Source organism: Lentzea albida (assembly GCF_900111005.1).
GTDB lineage: Bacteria > Actinomycetota > Actinomycetes > Mycobacteriales > Pseudonocardiaceae > Lentzea > Lentzea albida.
The window spans coordinates 21,367-35,900 of the sequence record NZ_FOFV01000006.1 but is presented as its reverse complement, the minus strand read 5'-3'; the positions used below and the strand labels follow the sequence as shown (position 1 = coordinate 35,900).

General features: G+C 68.4%; 15 protein-coding genes and 1 tRNA gene. 8 read left to right on the top strand and 8 right to left on the bottom strand.

Features of this window, described 5'->3' with window-relative positions:
• Nucleotides 1-92: 92 nt before the first annotated feature.
• Entirely contained in the window at nucleotides 93-770 is a 678-nt protein-coding gene (locus BMY74_RS17005) for a COG4315 family predicted lipoprotein (RefSeq protein WP_245786187.1), read from the bottom strand.
• Nucleotides 771-924: 154 nt separating this feature from the next.
• Here BMY74_RS17005 and BMY74_RS17000 point away from each other — a divergent pair, with 154 nt between their 5' ends.
• Nucleotides 925-2,151: an SAM-dependent methyltransferase gene (locus BMY74_RS17000; RefSeq protein WP_245786217.1), complete on the top strand. Its 1,227-nt coding sequence runs from the start codon at nucleotides 925-927 to the stop codon at nucleotides 2,149-2,151.
• Nucleotides 2,148-2,921, top strand: coding sequence for a DUF1295 domain-containing protein (locus BMY74_RS16995; protein WP_089917083.1), 774 nt, complete (start codon nucleotides 2,148-2,150; stop codon nucleotides 2,919-2,921). Before BMY74_RS17000 ends, BMY74_RS16995 begins: the two co-directional genes overlap by 4 nt.
• Here BMY74_RS16995 and BMY74_RS16990 read toward each other — a convergent pair.
• Nucleotides 2,911-3,150 carry a hypothetical protein gene (locus BMY74_RS16990; protein WP_218159654.1) on the bottom strand — a complete coding sequence of 80 codons (240 nt, stop codon included), beginning with the start codon at nucleotides 3,148-3,150 and terminating at the stop codon, nucleotides 2,911-2,913. The two genes, BMY74_RS16995 and BMY74_RS16990, sit on opposite strands and share 11 nt — an antisense overlap.
• A gap of 114 nt (nucleotides 3,151-3,264) precedes the next feature.
• Between BMY74_RS16990 and BMY74_RS16985 the strand changes: the two genes are divergently transcribed.
• A complete protein-coding gene (locus BMY74_RS16985) occupies nucleotides 3,265-5,313 on the top strand; it encodes a S9 family peptidase (RefSeq protein ID WP_089917078.1) in 2,049 nt (682 codons plus the stop codon).
• 98 nt (nucleotides 5,314-5,411) lie between these two features.
• Here BMY74_RS16985 and BMY74_RS16980 read toward each other — a convergent pair whose 3' ends face one another.
• The 4 genes from BMY74_RS16980 to BMY74_RS16965 form a co-directional block, all read right to left on the bottom strand.
• Nucleotides 5,412-6,227 (bottom strand): spermidine synthase, encoded by an 816-nt coding sequence (locus BMY74_RS16980; RefSeq protein ID WP_089917659.1) that lies wholly within the window; start codon nucleotides 6,225-6,227, stop codon nucleotides 5,412-5,414.
• A gap of 29 nt (nucleotides 6,228-6,256) precedes the next feature.
• Entirely contained in the window at nucleotides 6,257-6,652 is a 396-nt protein-coding gene (speD, locus tag BMY74_RS16975) for an adenosylmethionine decarboxylase (protein ID WP_030476957.1), read from the bottom strand.
• Between the two features lie 34 nt (nucleotides 6,653-6,686).
• Nucleotides 6,687-7,853, bottom strand: coding sequence for a type III PLP-dependent enzyme (locus BMY74_RS16970; RefSeq protein ID WP_089917075.1), 1,167 nt, complete (start codon nucleotides 7,851-7,853; stop codon nucleotides 6,687-6,689).
• A 108-nt stretch (nucleotides 7,854-7,961) separates the two neighbouring features.
• The gene (locus BMY74_RS16965; RefSeq protein ID WP_342717137.1) at nucleotides 7,962-9,146 is read right to left on the bottom strand and encodes a metallophosphoesterase; all 1,185 of its coding nucleotides are present in this window, start codon (nucleotides 9,144-9,146) and stop codon (nucleotides 7,962-7,964) included.
• An 89-nt stretch (nucleotides 9,147-9,235) separates the two neighbouring features.
• Here BMY74_RS16965 and BMY74_RS16960 point away from each other — a divergent pair, with 89 nt between their 5' ends.
• From BMY74_RS16960 to pabB, 3 genes are all read left to right on the top strand, one after another.
• Entirely contained in the window at nucleotides 9,236-9,733 is a 498-nt protein-coding gene (locus BMY74_RS16960) for a SigE family RNA polymerase sigma factor (protein WP_089917658.1), read from the top strand.
• Entirely contained in the window at nucleotides 9,730-10,578 is an 849-nt protein-coding gene (locus BMY74_RS16955) for a hypothetical protein (RefSeq protein ID WP_089917070.1), read from the top strand. Before BMY74_RS16960 ends, BMY74_RS16955 begins: the two co-directional genes overlap by 4 nt.
• A gap of 92 nt (nucleotides 10,579-10,670) precedes the next feature.
• Nucleotides 10,671-12,656 carry an aminodeoxychorismate synthase component I gene (pabB, locus tag BMY74_RS16950; protein ID WP_089917067.1) on the top strand — a complete coding sequence of 662 codons (1,986 nt, stop codon included), beginning with the start codon at nucleotides 10,671-10,673 and terminating at the stop codon, nucleotides 12,654-12,656.
• A 111-nt stretch (nucleotides 12,657-12,767) separates the two neighbouring features.
• On the opposite strand, the gene BMY74_RS16945 is transcribed toward pabB, so the two are convergent.
• Nucleotides 12,768-13,109 (bottom strand): histone-like nucleoid-structuring protein Lsr2, encoded by a 342-nt coding sequence (locus BMY74_RS16945; RefSeq protein ID WP_030476951.1) that lies wholly within the window; start codon nucleotides 13,107-13,109, stop codon nucleotides 12,768-12,770.
• 325 nt (nucleotides 13,110-13,434) lie between these two features.
• Between BMY74_RS16945 and BMY74_RS16940 the strand changes: the two genes are divergently transcribed.
• Nucleotides 13,435-13,716 (top strand): metal-sensitive transcriptional regulator, encoded by a 282-nt coding sequence (locus BMY74_RS16940; protein ID WP_030466675.1) that lies wholly within the window; start codon nucleotides 13,435-13,437, stop codon nucleotides 13,714-13,716.
• 70 nt (nucleotides 13,717-13,786) lie between these two features.
• On the opposite strand, the gene BMY74_RS16935 is transcribed toward BMY74_RS16940, so the two are convergent.
• A tRNA-Leu gene (locus BMY74_RS16935) sits at nucleotides 13,787-13,860 on the bottom strand.
• Between the two features lie 197 nt (nucleotides 13,861-14,057).
• Between BMY74_RS16935 and BMY74_RS16930 the strand changes: the two genes are divergently transcribed.
• Nucleotides 14,058-14,534 (top strand): PTS sugar transporter subunit IIB, encoded by a 477-nt coding sequence (locus BMY74_RS16930; RefSeq protein ID WP_089917064.1) that lies wholly within the window; start codon nucleotides 14,058-14,060, stop codon nucleotides 14,532-14,534.

Genomic DNA, 14,534 nt, shown 5'->3' with positions numbered 1-14,534 from the left:
GGGAACCCCGGCCCCTTCCCCAGGGCCGGGGTTTCACCGTGTCAGGGTGATGTGTGTCTCAGATGGACCGTCCTAACGGGATGCTGTGTGGGTTACGCCGCGGGGGCCGTCACACCGGGCGGGAGGCACTCGACGTTGCGCTTGCCGTTGGGCTGGATCACGAACCAGGTGTTGCCGATGCCCTGGCCCGCCCACTTGCCCGGCGCCGGGTCCTTCGAATAGGTGTAGAGGGCCCAGCCGTCGATGGCGACCTGCTTCTTGCCGTCGGCGCGGGTGATCAGGGAGACCAGCTTCTGGTCGACGCCCTCCAGCTGCGGGATCGTGTCCGACAGCAGCGGCGGCCACGTCACGGCGCACTGGTCGTTGCAGTTGGACTTGCCCTCCGGCTTCGGGACGTCCTTGTCGAAGCGGTAGAGGGTGCGGCCGTCGCCGTCCTGGACGACCTGGCCCATCTTGTCGACGCTCTTGCCGACCAGCCTCAACGTGCTGACCGGGGCTGCTGCCGGAGGCTGCGCCGCGGGCTGTGCGGCCGGGGTCTCGGGGGCCTGCTGCTGGACGGGGGTCTCGGGTGCCGCAGCGGGTTCCTGGAGTACCGGGGGCTGACCCACGTCGCCGTAGTCACCGAGGACGCCCAGGTCGGTTTCGGTCTGTGCCACCGGCTTGGAGTTGTTCGAGCCACTTCCCGTGGCGCTCCAGACACCCAGACCCAGCACAACTGCCAGTCCCGCGGCGAGCCCGATGGCAATGCGGTTACGTCGGATCACACTCATGTCCTCCTTGTCCATCCGTTCGCTCTATCGAGGCCATACGGGCGGGGTTGCGTCTCGGTTCAGAAACGAACCGAACCTCCTCGCCGCTCGAACGTCTGGCGGAGCCAGGTCACGCAGGAGGTGCAGGGTGGTCGTCGCTGGTCAGCTGGCGGGAATGGCCGAACGGGTGCTGGGTGCGCCGTTGCCGATCGGAATTCGGGCGTGGGACGGGAGCGTCGCCGGGCCGCAGGACGGCACGGTGCTCGTGATCCGGTCGCGGGACGCGTTGCGCCGGCTCGTGTGGAGTCCGAACGAGTTGGGGCTCGCGCGCGCGTACGTGAGCGGGGAGCTCGACGTGGAGGGAGACCTCGCGAGCGGTCTCTCGCAGATCTGGGGGCTCGTGCGGCGGGGTGTCACCCGGCGGCCGAAGATCTCGGAGGTCGCGAAGCTCGCGGTGAAGCTCAAGGTGCTGGGGCCGAACCCGGACGCGCCGAAGGAGGAGGCGCGGCTCAAGGGCGCGCTGCACACCAAGAGCCGCGACCGGGACGCCATTTCGCACCACTACGACCTGAGCAACGCGTTCTACCAGCTCGTGCTCGACCCGAGCATGGCGTACTCGTGCGCGTACTTCACGTCCGAGGACGAGCCGCTCGCGCAGGCGCAGCACAACAAGCTCGACCTCGTGTGCCGCAAGCTCGGCCTCGAGCCGGGCATGCGGCTGCTCGACGTCGGGTGCGGGTGGGGTTCGATGATCATCCACGCGGCGAAGCACTACGGCGTGCACGCGACGGGTGTGACGATCTCCGCGCAGCAGCGCGAGCACATCCTCAAGCGGATCGAGGCCGAAGGGCTGACCGGGCGCGTCGAGGTGCGGCTGCAGGACTACCGCGAGGTGCGTGACGAGCCGTTCGACGCGATCTCCACGATCGAGATGGGCGAGCACGTCGGCGAGAGCAACTACCCCGAGTACGCCTCGACGCTGTACCGGCTGCTCAAGCCCGAGGGGCGCCTGCTGCTCCAGCAGATGTCGCGCGGACGCAACGCGCCCGGCGGTGGCGCGTTCATCGAGTCGTACGTCGCACCGGACATGCACATGCGGCCGATCAGCCAGACGACGGGCTTCCTCGAAAGTGCCGGCCTCGAGATCCGTGACGTGCACGCGTTGCGCGAGCACTACGTGTGGACCGTGCGCGCGTGGGCGGACACTCTCGAGGAGCGGTGGGACGAGGTCGTCGCGCTGGTCGGTGAGGGGCAGGCGCGGGTCTGGCGGCTGTACCTGGCGGGTGGCGCGCTGACGTTCGAGGAGGGGCGGATGGGGGTCGACCAGGTCCTCGCGGTGCGCAGGAGCGAGAACGGGCGCAGCGGCATGCCGCGCGTGCGGCGTGAGCTGGTCGCCCGATGAGCTTCCTGATCACCCTCGTCGCGGTCCTCGCACTGCTGAGCGGGCTGTTCCTGTACGCGGACTCCCGCAAGCGGTACGACCTGATCGACTCCGTGTGGGGCCCCGGCTTCGCCGTGATCGCGGTGCTCACGTTGGTGTTCGCGGAGGGCGAACCGACTCGGCAGTGGATCATCACCGCGCTCACCGCGGTGTGGGGCGTACGCCTGGGCGTGCACATCCACTCGCGCAACAAGGGCAAGGACGAAGATCCGCGGTATCAGGACATCCTGAGGCGTGCCAAGGGAAATCCCCGCCTGAAGATGTACCGGGTCTACCTGTTGCAGGCCGTGCTGATGTGGATCGTGTCGCTGCCGGTGCAGGCCGCGCAGCACCTTTCGGCCCCTTTCGGAGTGCTGGATTGGGTGGGCACTGGCGTGTGGTTGGTCGGCTTCGTCTTCGAGGCCGTGGGTGACTGGCAGCTCTCCCGGTTCCGTGCGGATCCGGCGAACAAGGGCGCCGTGATGGACAGAGGGTTGTGGCGCTACACGAGGCATCCGAACTACTTCGGTGATTCGGTCGTCTGGTGGGGCCTGTACCTGTTCGCGTTGCACTCGTGGGTCGCCGCGCTCACGATCATCGGCCCGGTTGTCATGACGTGGCTGCTCGCGAAGGGCAGCGGCAAGCCGTTGCTGGAGAAGGACATCGTGTCGCGCCGTCCTGGGTACGCCGAGTACGTCCGGCGCACCAGCGGCTTCTTCCCGCTGCCTCCGAAGAGTCGAGTCAAGGCCTGAGAACGGTCCTGCTCGCGCTCTTCGTGCGAGCGCGAGCAGGACCGGGCAGGTGCCAGACCGCTGCGGCGAGTTTCGCCGAGCACAGGTAGCGGTAAGCGCTTTCCCGGACTTTCGACGCGGCGAGGATCAGCGCGACCGTCCGGACGACCGTCGCCTGGAGCCTGCCCGCTCGCGCCGCGACGTCGGTGAGCTGCGGCCGGATGCTCGTCGCCTCACTGGCGCACGTCATCTGCTCGGTCGTGGCCGTCCGGTGCGGCACGCGCACCGCGCGGTCGGCAGGCGGGTGAGCGGCCCGTCCTCGCGCGGTGCCGTCGTGGCCGGAGCGCGGGTTAGTGTGGGGCCCGTGGGCAACGACATCTCCTTTCCGCGCCAGCAGGCGCGCACCCAGCGGTTCACCGTCGGCGCACCGAGGACGTTCGCGGTGTCGGCTGACGGCGCACGTGTCTTCTTCCTCCGCCCTGCCACGGCCGCAGGTCGGGCCAACGGCCTCTGGGAGTTGAACACCTCCACCGGAACCGAACGTCTGCTCGCCGACCCGGCGACGCTGCTGTCGGACCCGGAGGACCTGCCCGCGGAGGAGAGGGCGCGCCGGGAGCGCACGCGCGAGTCGGGAGCGGGCCTCGTCGGCTACTCGCTCTCGCGGGACGCCTCGGTGGCCGCGTTCGCGCTGTCCGGCCGCCTGTTCGTGGCCGATCTGACCAGCGGTGACGTCCGCGAGCTGCCGACCGGGGGCGGGGTCATCGACCCGCGCGTCGATCCGACGGGGGAGCGCGTCGCCTACGTCACGCGTGGCACGTTGCGGGTGGTCGAGCTGGAGTCGGGCGACGACCACGCCGTCGCCGAGCCGGACGGCGACGACGTGACGTTCGGCCTCGCGGAGTTCATCGCGGCCGAGGAGATGTCGCGCTACCGCGGCTACTGGTGGGAGCCGGGCGGCAAGCGGCTCATCGCCGCGCGCGTGGACAACTCCCCGGTGCAGCGCTGGTACATCGCGGACCCGGCGAACCCCGCCACCGCCGCGACCGAGATCGCCTACCCCGCGGCGGGCACGGAGAACGCCGCGGTGTCGCTGCACGTCGTGTCGCTCGACGGCACCTCCGTCCCGGTGCTGCTCGAGTTCGACTACCTCAACGACGTGCACTGGTCGTCCGGCGGCGTCCCGCTGATCACCACGCAGACCCGCGACCAGCGCACCCGCACGATCTACGCCCTGGCCCCCGACACCGGCGCGGTCACCGAGCTCGCGACCGAGACCGACCCGGTGTGGCTCGAGGTCAGCGACGGAGCTCCGGCCTGGACCCCCGACGGGCGCCTCGTGCGGATCGTCGGCTCCGGCGACGAGTACGCGTTGCAGGTCGGCGACGACGTCCTGACGTCCGGTCTGCAGGTGCGCCGGGTCCTCGACATCGGCGACGACTCCATCCTAGTCGCCGCCTCCGCCGACGACCCGACGCAGACGCACGTCTACTCGGTCGGCGCCGAGACCACCCGGCTGTCCTCCGAGGACGGTGTGCACGCCGCGGTTCGAGGCGGTGACACGGTTGTGCTCGTGTCAGCCACTTTGGACTGGTTCGGAGCGAAGGTGCGCGTGGGCGACCACGTGATCGAGTCGTGGGCGGACACGCCGGTCATCACGGCGTCCCCGCGCATGCTGACCCTCGGCGAACGAGGTCTCCGCGCCGCGCTCCTGCTGCCCACCGGCCACGTTCCCGGCACCAAGCTCCCGGTGCTGCTGGACCCGTACGGCGGCCCGCACGCCCAGCGCGTCGTGTCGGCACAGAACGCCTTCCTGGCCTCGCAGTGGCTCGCGGACCAGGGTTTCGCGGTGCTGGTCGCCGACGGCCGCGGCACCCCCGGCCGTGGCCTCGCGTGGGAGCGCGCGATCGCGTTCGACTTCGCCGGCGCCACCCTCGAGGACCAGGTGGACGCACTCGAAGCGGCCGCCGCGGTCGAGCCCGACCTCGACCTGACGCGCGTGGCGATCCGGGGCTGGTCCTACGGCGGCTACCTGAGCGCATTGGCCGTGCTGCGCCGCCCGGACGTCTTCCACGCGGGCATCGCCGGCGCCCCGGTCACCGACTGGCGCCTCTACGACACCCACTACACCGAGCGCTACCTCGGCCACCCGGACGCCGAGCCCGAGGTCTACGACCGCAACTCGCTCATCGACGACGCGGACAAGCTGTCCCGCCCGCTGATGATCGTCCACGGCCTGGCCGACGACAACGTGGTGGCCGCGCACACGCTGCGCCTGTCCAGCGCGCTGCTCGCCGCGGGCCGCCCGCACACCGTGCTGCCGCTCTCGGGCGTCACGCACATGACGCCGCAGGAGCAGGTGGCGGAGAACCTCCTGCTGCTGCAGGTCGACTTCCTGAAGCAGTCACTGGCATAGGGACGGCAAAGGGGGCGTCTCCGCGACGGGAGACGCCCCCGAGACGGCGAAAAGGGGCGCTTCCCGCGAACGGGAAGCGCCCCTTTCTCGTGCCTCGATCAGGCCAGCGACTGCCGCACCCGGTACGGCGGGATGCTGTTGCCCAGCAACGCCAGGTCGTCGATCGACTCCGGCTGGTAGCCGGCCGTCTTCAACCGCTCGACCATCAGCGCGGTCGGGTCCTCGACGACGTCCGCGCGGCCGAACAGGTACGCCCACTCGTGCTCGTCCGAGCCGTAGTACGCGACCGTCTCGAACACCTCGTTGAACCGCTGCCAGGAGCGGATCAGCGTGGTGTTGCGCCACATCGTCTGGCACCCGGACTGGTTGACGACGACGCCGCCGGGACGCAGCAGCGCCTTGCACATGCGCAGGAAGTCCGCGCCGTACAGGCGGTTGTGCTGCGCCTCCTCCTCGCGCTCGTCGGGCAGGTCCACCAGCACGATGTCGTACTTCTCCGACGTCGTGCGGATGTACTCGAACCCGTCGATGTACTGCACGCGGATCGGGCCGTCACCCTTCTCCGCGGCGGCCAGCTCCTCGGTCGTGTAGCCGTACGGGAGGTGCTCCGCGCACAGCTTCACGGCCTGCTCGTCGATGTCGATGTGGTCGACGACGGTCGCACCGTGCTGAACGGCCATCTGGCACACGACGCCCTCGGAGGAGCCGATGACCAGCACGCGCTCGACGGTCTCGGCCAGCAGCAGCGCCGGCACCATCAGGGCCTCGTGGTAGGTCAGCTGGCTGAACTCCGTCGACTGGCGGTCGTTGTCGCAGAAGAGCGACAACCCCTGGGCCGTGCGGGCGATCACCAGGTGCTGGAAGTCGGTCTTGGTGTCGACCAGCACCTCGTCCACCTGCCAGTGGCGGGTCATGCCCTCGGCAAGAGGCTCGTTGATGGTGTTCACGCGACATGCTCCTTGACGCCACGAGTGACGAGATCCGTGCTCACATGAGCAGCGCCCAGGGCGTCAGCGAGTAGCTGGACGGCCAGCGCGGGTTTCGCACGAGTACCGCAGGTGAACACGTCGACGAACACCGAACCCACTTCGGGGTACGTGTGGATCGAGGCATGGGATTCCGACAGCAGGGCCAGCACGGTGACTCCTTGGGGATCGAACTTCTTGGAGATCACCTCCAGCACGGTTGCGTCGGCCTGCGTGAGAACCTCACCGAGGGCGTGCTTGAGGAACTGCTCGTCATCGAGCAGATCGGCACTCACACCCGAAAGCTCTGCAAGTACGTGCTGTCCCGCGAACAAACCGACGGTCTCCTCGGTCTGACAGGGCGCTTCGGACATCAATCACTCCAAACTATGTGATGTGCAAACGGTCTTAGATGCAGTACGTGGCCAACGGCGGGAAGCCGTTGAAGCACACGGACGAATAGGAGGAGGTGTAGGCGCCGGCGTGGAGGATGTCCACGTGGTCGCCCGCCTGCAGGTCGAGCGGCAGGTCGTAGCGGGTGTGCTGGTAGATCACGTCGTCCGCGTCGCACGTGGGACCGGCCAGCACCACCGGTCCGGCGGGACCGCCGTCGCGCGAGGTCCGCAACCGGTACGCGATCGCCTCGCCCTCGGTCTCGGCGAGACCCTGGTAGCGGCCGATGTCGACGTAGACCCACCGGCGTTCGTCCGAATAGGACTTCCGCGACACCAGCACGACCGACGAACGGATCATCCCGGCCTCGGCGGAGATCGCCCGGCCCGGCTCGATCATCACCCTGGGACGCACCGCACCGAAGTGTCGCGCGAGCGAAGCCTCGATGGCAGAGGCGAAGGACTCCAGTGACGGCGTGGACTCCTGGTACACGGCGGGAAGCCCGCCGCCCAGGTTCACCGTCGTGGTCTCGATGCCCTCCGCGCGCAGCTTGGCGGCGATCAGGGCGGCGTCGGCGATGCCGGTGTCCCAGCCCTCGACGGAGAGTTGTTGCGAGCCCGCGTGGAACGCGACTCCGAGAGGAACGAGTCCCAATTCGTGCGCGAGCCGCAAGAGGTCCGTCGCCATCTCGGGATCGCAACCGAACTTGTTGCCGAACGGGTACGTGGAACCCTTGCTGTGGACGAGGATCCGCACCAGCACGGACGAACCGGGCGCGTGCTCGGCGACGAACCGGACGTCCTGCTCGCTGTCCGACACGAACATCCGCACGCCGCGCGAGTACGCGTACGCGATGTCGGCGGCCTTCTTGATGGGGTTGCTGTAGGAGATCGACGACGGCGCGGCGCCGCGCGCCAGGCACAGGTCGATCTCCGCGGGCGACGCCACGTCGAACCGCGCACCCTCCGCGACCAGCGTGCCGACCACGTCGGACTCCGGGTTCGACTTGACCGCGTAGAAGATGTCGACGGCCGGCATGGCCGCGTGGATTGCCTGGTAGCGCGCGCGAATCGTCTCGAGGTCGATCACCAGACACGGTGTCGACGGGTTCTCCTGGTCCAGGAAACGCCGAATACGAGCCTCTGCCTCGTTGCGCCGATCAACGGCGAAGCTCTCGGTCATTTCCCCAGGGGTCCCCCTTCATCCGCCTCGCGTTCCGCACGCGGGCACGGCCGTCCACTCTACGGCCTGAACACCCGAAGTGCGCAAGCCAGTCCAGGCGAGTGTGATTTAGCCAGCAGAACGCAGCTCGATCATCGTGATGTCCGGCGGGGCGCCCACGCGCACCGGCGGACCCCAGAAACCCGCGCCACGACTGGTGTAGAGCCACGTGTCGTCCACCTTCGACAACCCCGCGGTGCTGGGCTGCTGCAGCGGCACGAACAAGTTGAACGGCACCATCTGTCCGCCGTGTGTATGACCGGACAACTGGAGGTCGACGCCGTGTGAAGACGCGTCGGTGACCTGCACCGGCTGGTGTGACAACAGGACGACGGGGTTGTTCGGATCGCGTTTCGACAGCGCGCGGCCGAAGTCCGGCCCGTCGTCGTAGGACTTGCCGGTGACGTCGTTCACGCCCACGACGTCGATGCCGCCGGCGACGGTCAAACCCTCGTTGCGCAACGGGTTCACGCCGAGCCTGTCGAGCTCCGCGATCCACTGCTCGTGACCGGAGAAGTACTCGTGGTTGCCCGTCACGAAGAAGCTGCCGTGCTTGGACACCAGGTCCCGCAGCGGCGCGGCGGCCTCGCCCAGCTCCGCGACGGTGCCGTCGACCAGGTCGCCGACGATCGCGACGAGGTCGGCCTCCTGTTCGTTGATCATCCGCACGATCCGCTCGGTGTGCGAACGCCCGAGCAGCGGCCCGAGGTGGATGTCGCTCACGACCGCGATCCGGAAACCCGACAGCGACGACCTCAGCTTGTCGAGCGTCACCGGCACGTTCAGCAGCTGCGGGGCGCCCAGCGCCTGCGTCATGCCGTACCCGACGACGCCACCCGCCGCGATGCCCGACCCGATCGCCACCGAGCGCGCGATGAACAGCCGCCGCGACGGGTCCGGCACGACCTCGACCGGTTCGACGGGCTCGGGACCGGCGCCCACGGCCACCGGCGCGGCCGCGACGCGCCTGAGCAGGATCCGGCGCGGGATCTCGGCGATCCCGAGCGCGATCGCCAGGTAGAAGAGCACGGCGAGCCAGACGAACCCCGGCCAGGCGAAGAACTTCCCGTACTCCGGCGGCACCCTGCGCGTGACGACCAGAGCGCTCATCAGCACGAGGAACGCGGCGACGATCGCCACGGTGCCGATCCGGCGTCCGGCGGTGCGCGGGAGCGTGGTGTCCACGACCAGCCGCCGCCACAGGTACAAATGGCCCAGCGCGACGGGTACGCCGAGGAGCAAAAGGAAAATCACGACATCAGTATGCGTTTCGAGAACTCCGTGCAACCCGCCAGGCCCCAGGTGGCGTGAGTAACCCGGCACCGCAGATAGGGGGAAACCTGATGAGTGATCGGGACGCCGCGTTCCAGGAGTACTTCGCGGCCCGTTCCGACGCCATGCGCGGCACGGCATACCTGCTGTGCGGCGACTGGCATCGCGCGGAAGACCTCGTGCAGCAGGCCTTCACCAAGCTGTACCTGGCCTGGCGCAGGATCGAGCGGCACGAGGCGCTGGACGCCTACACCAGGCAGATCGTGGTGCGGACGTTCCTGTCCGAGCGACGGCGCGGGTGGTTCCGGTTCGAGTCGGCGAGTGACGACCTGACCGACTCGGCCGCTCCACCGGGCTCCTACCCCGAGGAACGCATGGTGTTGCTGGAGGCGCTGGCGAAGGTGCCTCCGAAGCAACGTGCGTGCCTCGTCCTGCGGTACTGGGAGGACATGTCCGTCGAGCAGACGGCCATCGTCCTCAAGTGTTCGGAAGGAACCGTGAAGAGCCAGGCCGCGCGGGGGCTGCAGACGCTGCGCGGCCTGCTCTCGGAGCAGGAGAGGGTTCGATGAACGAAGAGGACCTCAAGCGAGCTTTCCAGGACGTGGTGGTGGCGAGCAGCCCGCCGCCGTCGATGGATCCGGGCAACGCGCTCGCCAGGGCGCACAAGGCCAGGTCCAAGCGGCGCGCGTCGGTCACGGGGGCCGTGGTCGCCGTGCTGGTGGTCGGCGTCGGCCTCGGGTCGGCGTTCGCGCTGAACCCGCAGGGCGCGAAGGAGTACATGACGGGAGCGGGTCCGAGCAGCTCCAGTTCGGGTGTGCCCGAGACGCAGTGGGGCGAGACGTGGCCGGTCGGGCAGACCGACCGGACGGCCACCAGCGGCCCGCAGGCCGACCGCGGCACGCAGCTGCTGGAGCTGGCGAAGGCGTCCGTGCCGGCCGGGTACGACACCCCCGACCTGCAGTACAAGGACCCGGGTTTCCGCGGCGGGATGCTCCGCGGCCAGGCGCAGGTCTCGTCGGACAAGGGCGAGACGCCGGAGGTCTGGGAGTACACGGCGTACGTGCCGGTGCGGAAGGGGGACAAGGTCGGCAGGCTCACGGTGCGCGTGTCCACGCCGAACCCGGAGGACCCGGCCGATCCGTGCGCGATCCTCAAGCGGCCCGCGGGCGGTTCCGGCAGCTGCAAGACCTACGAGGTCGCCGGGAAGCAGGTCGCGACCCTGGCCTCGATGAGCGGCCCCGGCCAGCCCGCCTCCACCTGGGCGTCCTACCGGGCGGCCAACGGCTGGACGGTGACGGTCGGGCAGGAAGAGGAGTACGCCCACAGCGACTATCCGAAGCTGGACGCGCAACCGTTCTTCACCCCGCAGCTAGCGGAGCTGGCGGCTGATCCGAAGTTCCTGCTCGGCAGCTGAGTTCTCGTTCCACCCGGAGGGCGGTCACGATCTGTGGCCGCCCTCTCTCGTTGCTCCCATCGGGTGTTTTGCCAGGTAGAGTGCCGTCCGCAATGCGGACTCTGCTCATCGACAACTACGACTCGTTCACGTTCAACCTCTTCCAGCACCTGGCGGAGGTGAACGGCGCCGAGCCCGTGGTCGTCCACAACGACGACCCGCGGTTCCGGCTGTCCACGCTGCGGTCGTTCGACCACGTGGTGATCTCCCCCGGCCCCGGCCGGCCCGGCAACCCCGCCGACTTCGGCCTCTGCCGCGCGGTGATCGACCACGCCGAGATCCCGTTGCTCGGCGTGTGCCTCGGGCATCAGGGCCTGTGCCTGTCCTACGGCGCTGTGGTGGGACCCGCGCCCGTGCCGCGACATGGAATTATTTCGCCGATCACGCACAAAGGCATTGATCTTTTCGCTGGATTGCCATCGCCGATGGAAGTCGTTCGGTATCACTCGCTCGCCGTCACGGATCTGCCTCCTTCGTTGGAAGCGATCGCGTGGAGCGACGATTCCGTTCTCATGGGCGTGCGCGCTCTCGACCGGCCCGCGTGGGGTGTGCAGTTCCACCCCGAGTCGATCTGCACGGAGTCCGGCCGCGAGATGCTCGCGAACTTCGCCGCGCTGACCCCGACGCGCACGGCCGCCGTGCCGGAACCGGTGCTGGTTCGCCCAACGCCTCAGAAGCGCCCTGTGCACGTGCGGAAGCTCGCCGTGGCCGTCGACGCGGAGCAGGCGTTCGCGGCACTCCACGGGGCGTCTGAGACGGCGTTCTGGCTGGACAGCGGCTCCGGCGGGCGGTTCTCCTTCATGGGGGATTCCTCGGGGCCCCTCGCGCGCTTCGCGCAGTACTGCGTGCAGGACCAGGTGCTCACGCTCGACGGCGCACCGAGGCACTGCCCGTCCTTCTTCAGCTGGCTGGACGACGACCTCGCGGAGTGGGCCGTCAAGCAGCCCGACGTGCCGTTCGACTTCGCCCTGGGATGGGTGGGCTACCTCGGCTACGAGCTCAAGGCGGAGTGCGGCGGCGACTTCGCCCACCGCGCCGAACAGCCCGACGCGTCGTTCGTCTTCGCCGACCGCGCCGTGGTCGTCGACCACGCGGAGGATTGCGTCTATTTGCTCTCGCTGTCCGACGACAACTGGTTCGACGAGGTTTCGGTCGTTCTGGCCGCGCTGACGCCTTTGGCCGAACCTTCCCGGCCGGTCGTGTCGGACGTGACGTTGAGACATCCCCGCGCGCACTACCTGAAGCTGATCGGCGCCTGCCAGGAAGCGATCACGGCGGGGGAGACGTACGAGGCATGTCTGACGAACATGATGTCGTGGCGTGCCTCGATCGACCCGTGGGACACTTATCGGCTGCTTCGCGCCGCAAATCCCGTTCCGTTCGGGGCGTTGCTGCGTTTCGGTGACCTGTCCGTGCTCAGCACGTCACCCGAACGATTTATGAGGGTGGACCGAGATGGCGTCGTGGAGTCGTCGCCGATCAAGGGGACGCGTCCGCGCGGTGTTGATGCGGCGGACGACGAGATGTTGCGCACAACGTTGGCGCGTTCTGTCAAGGACCGCGCCGAGAACCTGATGATCGTGGACCTCGTCCGCAACGATCTCGGCACCTGCGCGGAAGTGGGTTCGGTCGAGGTGACGCGGTTGTTCGACGTCGAGACCTACGCGACCGTGCACCAATTGGTGAGCACCGTGCGCGCCCGACTTCGGCCGGGCAGTTCTGCCGTCCGTTGTGTTCGGGCCGCGTTTCCCGGTGGTTCCATGACCGGTGCGCCGAAGATCCGCACCATGCAGATCCTTGATGGGTTGGAAGCCGGTCCACGCGGGGTGTACTCGGGAGCGCTGGGTTACTTCTCGCTCAACGGAGCCGCCGACTTCAGCATCGTCATCCGAACGCTGGTCCGCAACGGCGAACGGGTGAGTTTCGGTGTGGGCGGAGCGGTCATCTCGCTGTCCGACCCTGACGAGGAATTCGAGGAGACAGCGGTCAAGGCCGCCGCGGTGTCGCGCCTGTTCGGAGCGCACTTTCCCGGTCGTTGATCCCGCGTTCCGGGGATAGTGTGAACGAACCGGGACGTGTTAGGTCTTTGGGGTTTAACACGTCGGCCGGCATCCCGGCCGACGTGTGGAAACCTCGAGCGTTCGCCCAGGTCAGGAGGCGTGCGCTTCCTGGAACTGCACGACCAGGTTCTGCGGAATGCGGCCGCGGTCCGAGATCTGGTGCCCCTGCGCGCGGGCCCAGTCGCGAATGCGCTGCGCCTCAGCCTTGTCGGTGGCCTTGACCGTGGACTTGCCGGTGCCCTTGCGCTGCTTGCGGCCACCCGCACGACGGGCCTTGCCGACGAAGTCCGCCAGCGACTCGCGAAGCCGCTCCGCATTTCCCTTCGACAGGTCGATGGCGTACTCGACACCGTCAAGTGCGAAGGTCACGGTCTCGTCGGCTTCTCCGCCGTCGAGGTCGTCGATGAGTTGGACGACGGTCTGCTGTGCCACTGTTCCTCCGTTGGGTACTCACATAGCACGCGGATCCTCGACGTAACCACGTGCTTCGACAACACCATAGTCCACATGACGAAAAACGGCGAACCTTTCGCAGCTAAAATGTGACCCCAACCGCCCGGTCGGGGCATTTACCCGGTAAACCGCACGGGTGTTATGGGTCCAAAATGTGCTGCTAGTCGTCGTACTCCGACCCGTTGCTGGGCTTGCCGGACGCTTCCCCATTCCCGCCGACGGAGCAGTCGTTGCACATAACGCACCCCCATCCGGTGCGGGTATCCTCGACATACCCGCCAGGGGTAGGGAAGGTCAGGGGCCGATGCACGGGTACACCGCGGACAAGGACGCATACCTCAAGCGACTGCGCCGCATCGAGGGACAGATCCGCGGCCTCCAGCGCATGGTCGAGAACGACGAATACTGCATCGACGTCCTCACCCAGATCTCCGCGGCCACGAAGGCGCTGCAGGCGGTCTCGCTGGGCTTGCTCGACGAGCACCTGAAGCATTGTGTGGCGCAGGCCGCGGCGGAAGGCGGCCCGGTGGCCGAGGAGAAGCTCGCGGAGGCCTCCGCCGCGATCGGGCGACTCGTTAAGTCGTAAGAGGTCCTGAAAACGCCACGGGCGAGGCCGGGTTCGCGCATTCCGCGAACTGGACCTCGCCCGAAGATCGTGCCCCCGGTGCGACTCGAACGCACACTGGACGGATTTTGAGTCCGCTGCCTCTGCCGATTGGGCTACGGGGGCGTAGCAGGGTGAACTCTAGCGGATCACCCCAACAGGTTTGTCCCGGGGGCCGCGTCGTCCGGCCCCCGTCGCCGCTGCCGGCCGCATCCACAGTGGAGCCTTTTGCCCGTTCCGGGCGCGTCCCGTGACGCCCGTTGACAGCCAATACTGGTTTGCACCAGTATTGGCCCTACTTCGGCTGACCAGGGGGAGTGGGCATGGCGGGAGTGCATCTGCGGGTCGACAACCGGTTGATCCACGGCCAGGTGACCGTCGCGTGGACCGGGGGGTTGCGCGTGCGGAAGCTGGTCGTGTGCAACGACGAGGTCGCCGGTGACGAACTGCAGCGGATGTTGCTCCCGCAGGCGGCGAGGGGGCTGCCGACCGAGGTGCTCACCGTCGCCGAGGTGGTGGAACGCGTCTGGGGAGAGGACGTGATGCTGATAGCCAAGCATCCGGCCGACGCGTTCCGCCTCGTCGAGGGCGGGGTGCGGCCAGAGGTGGTGAACGTCGGGAACGTCGCACCCCGCCCCGGTGAGCGGTACACGATGGTGACGAGGTCGATCGCCGTGACCGCCGAGGACGCGCAGGGGTACCGCCGGCTCGCCGCCGAGGGGATTCCGGTTGTCGCGCAGATGATGCCGCGGGACAAGGCCGCCGACTTCACCGCGCTGCTCGACAAGAAGGGGCTGTAG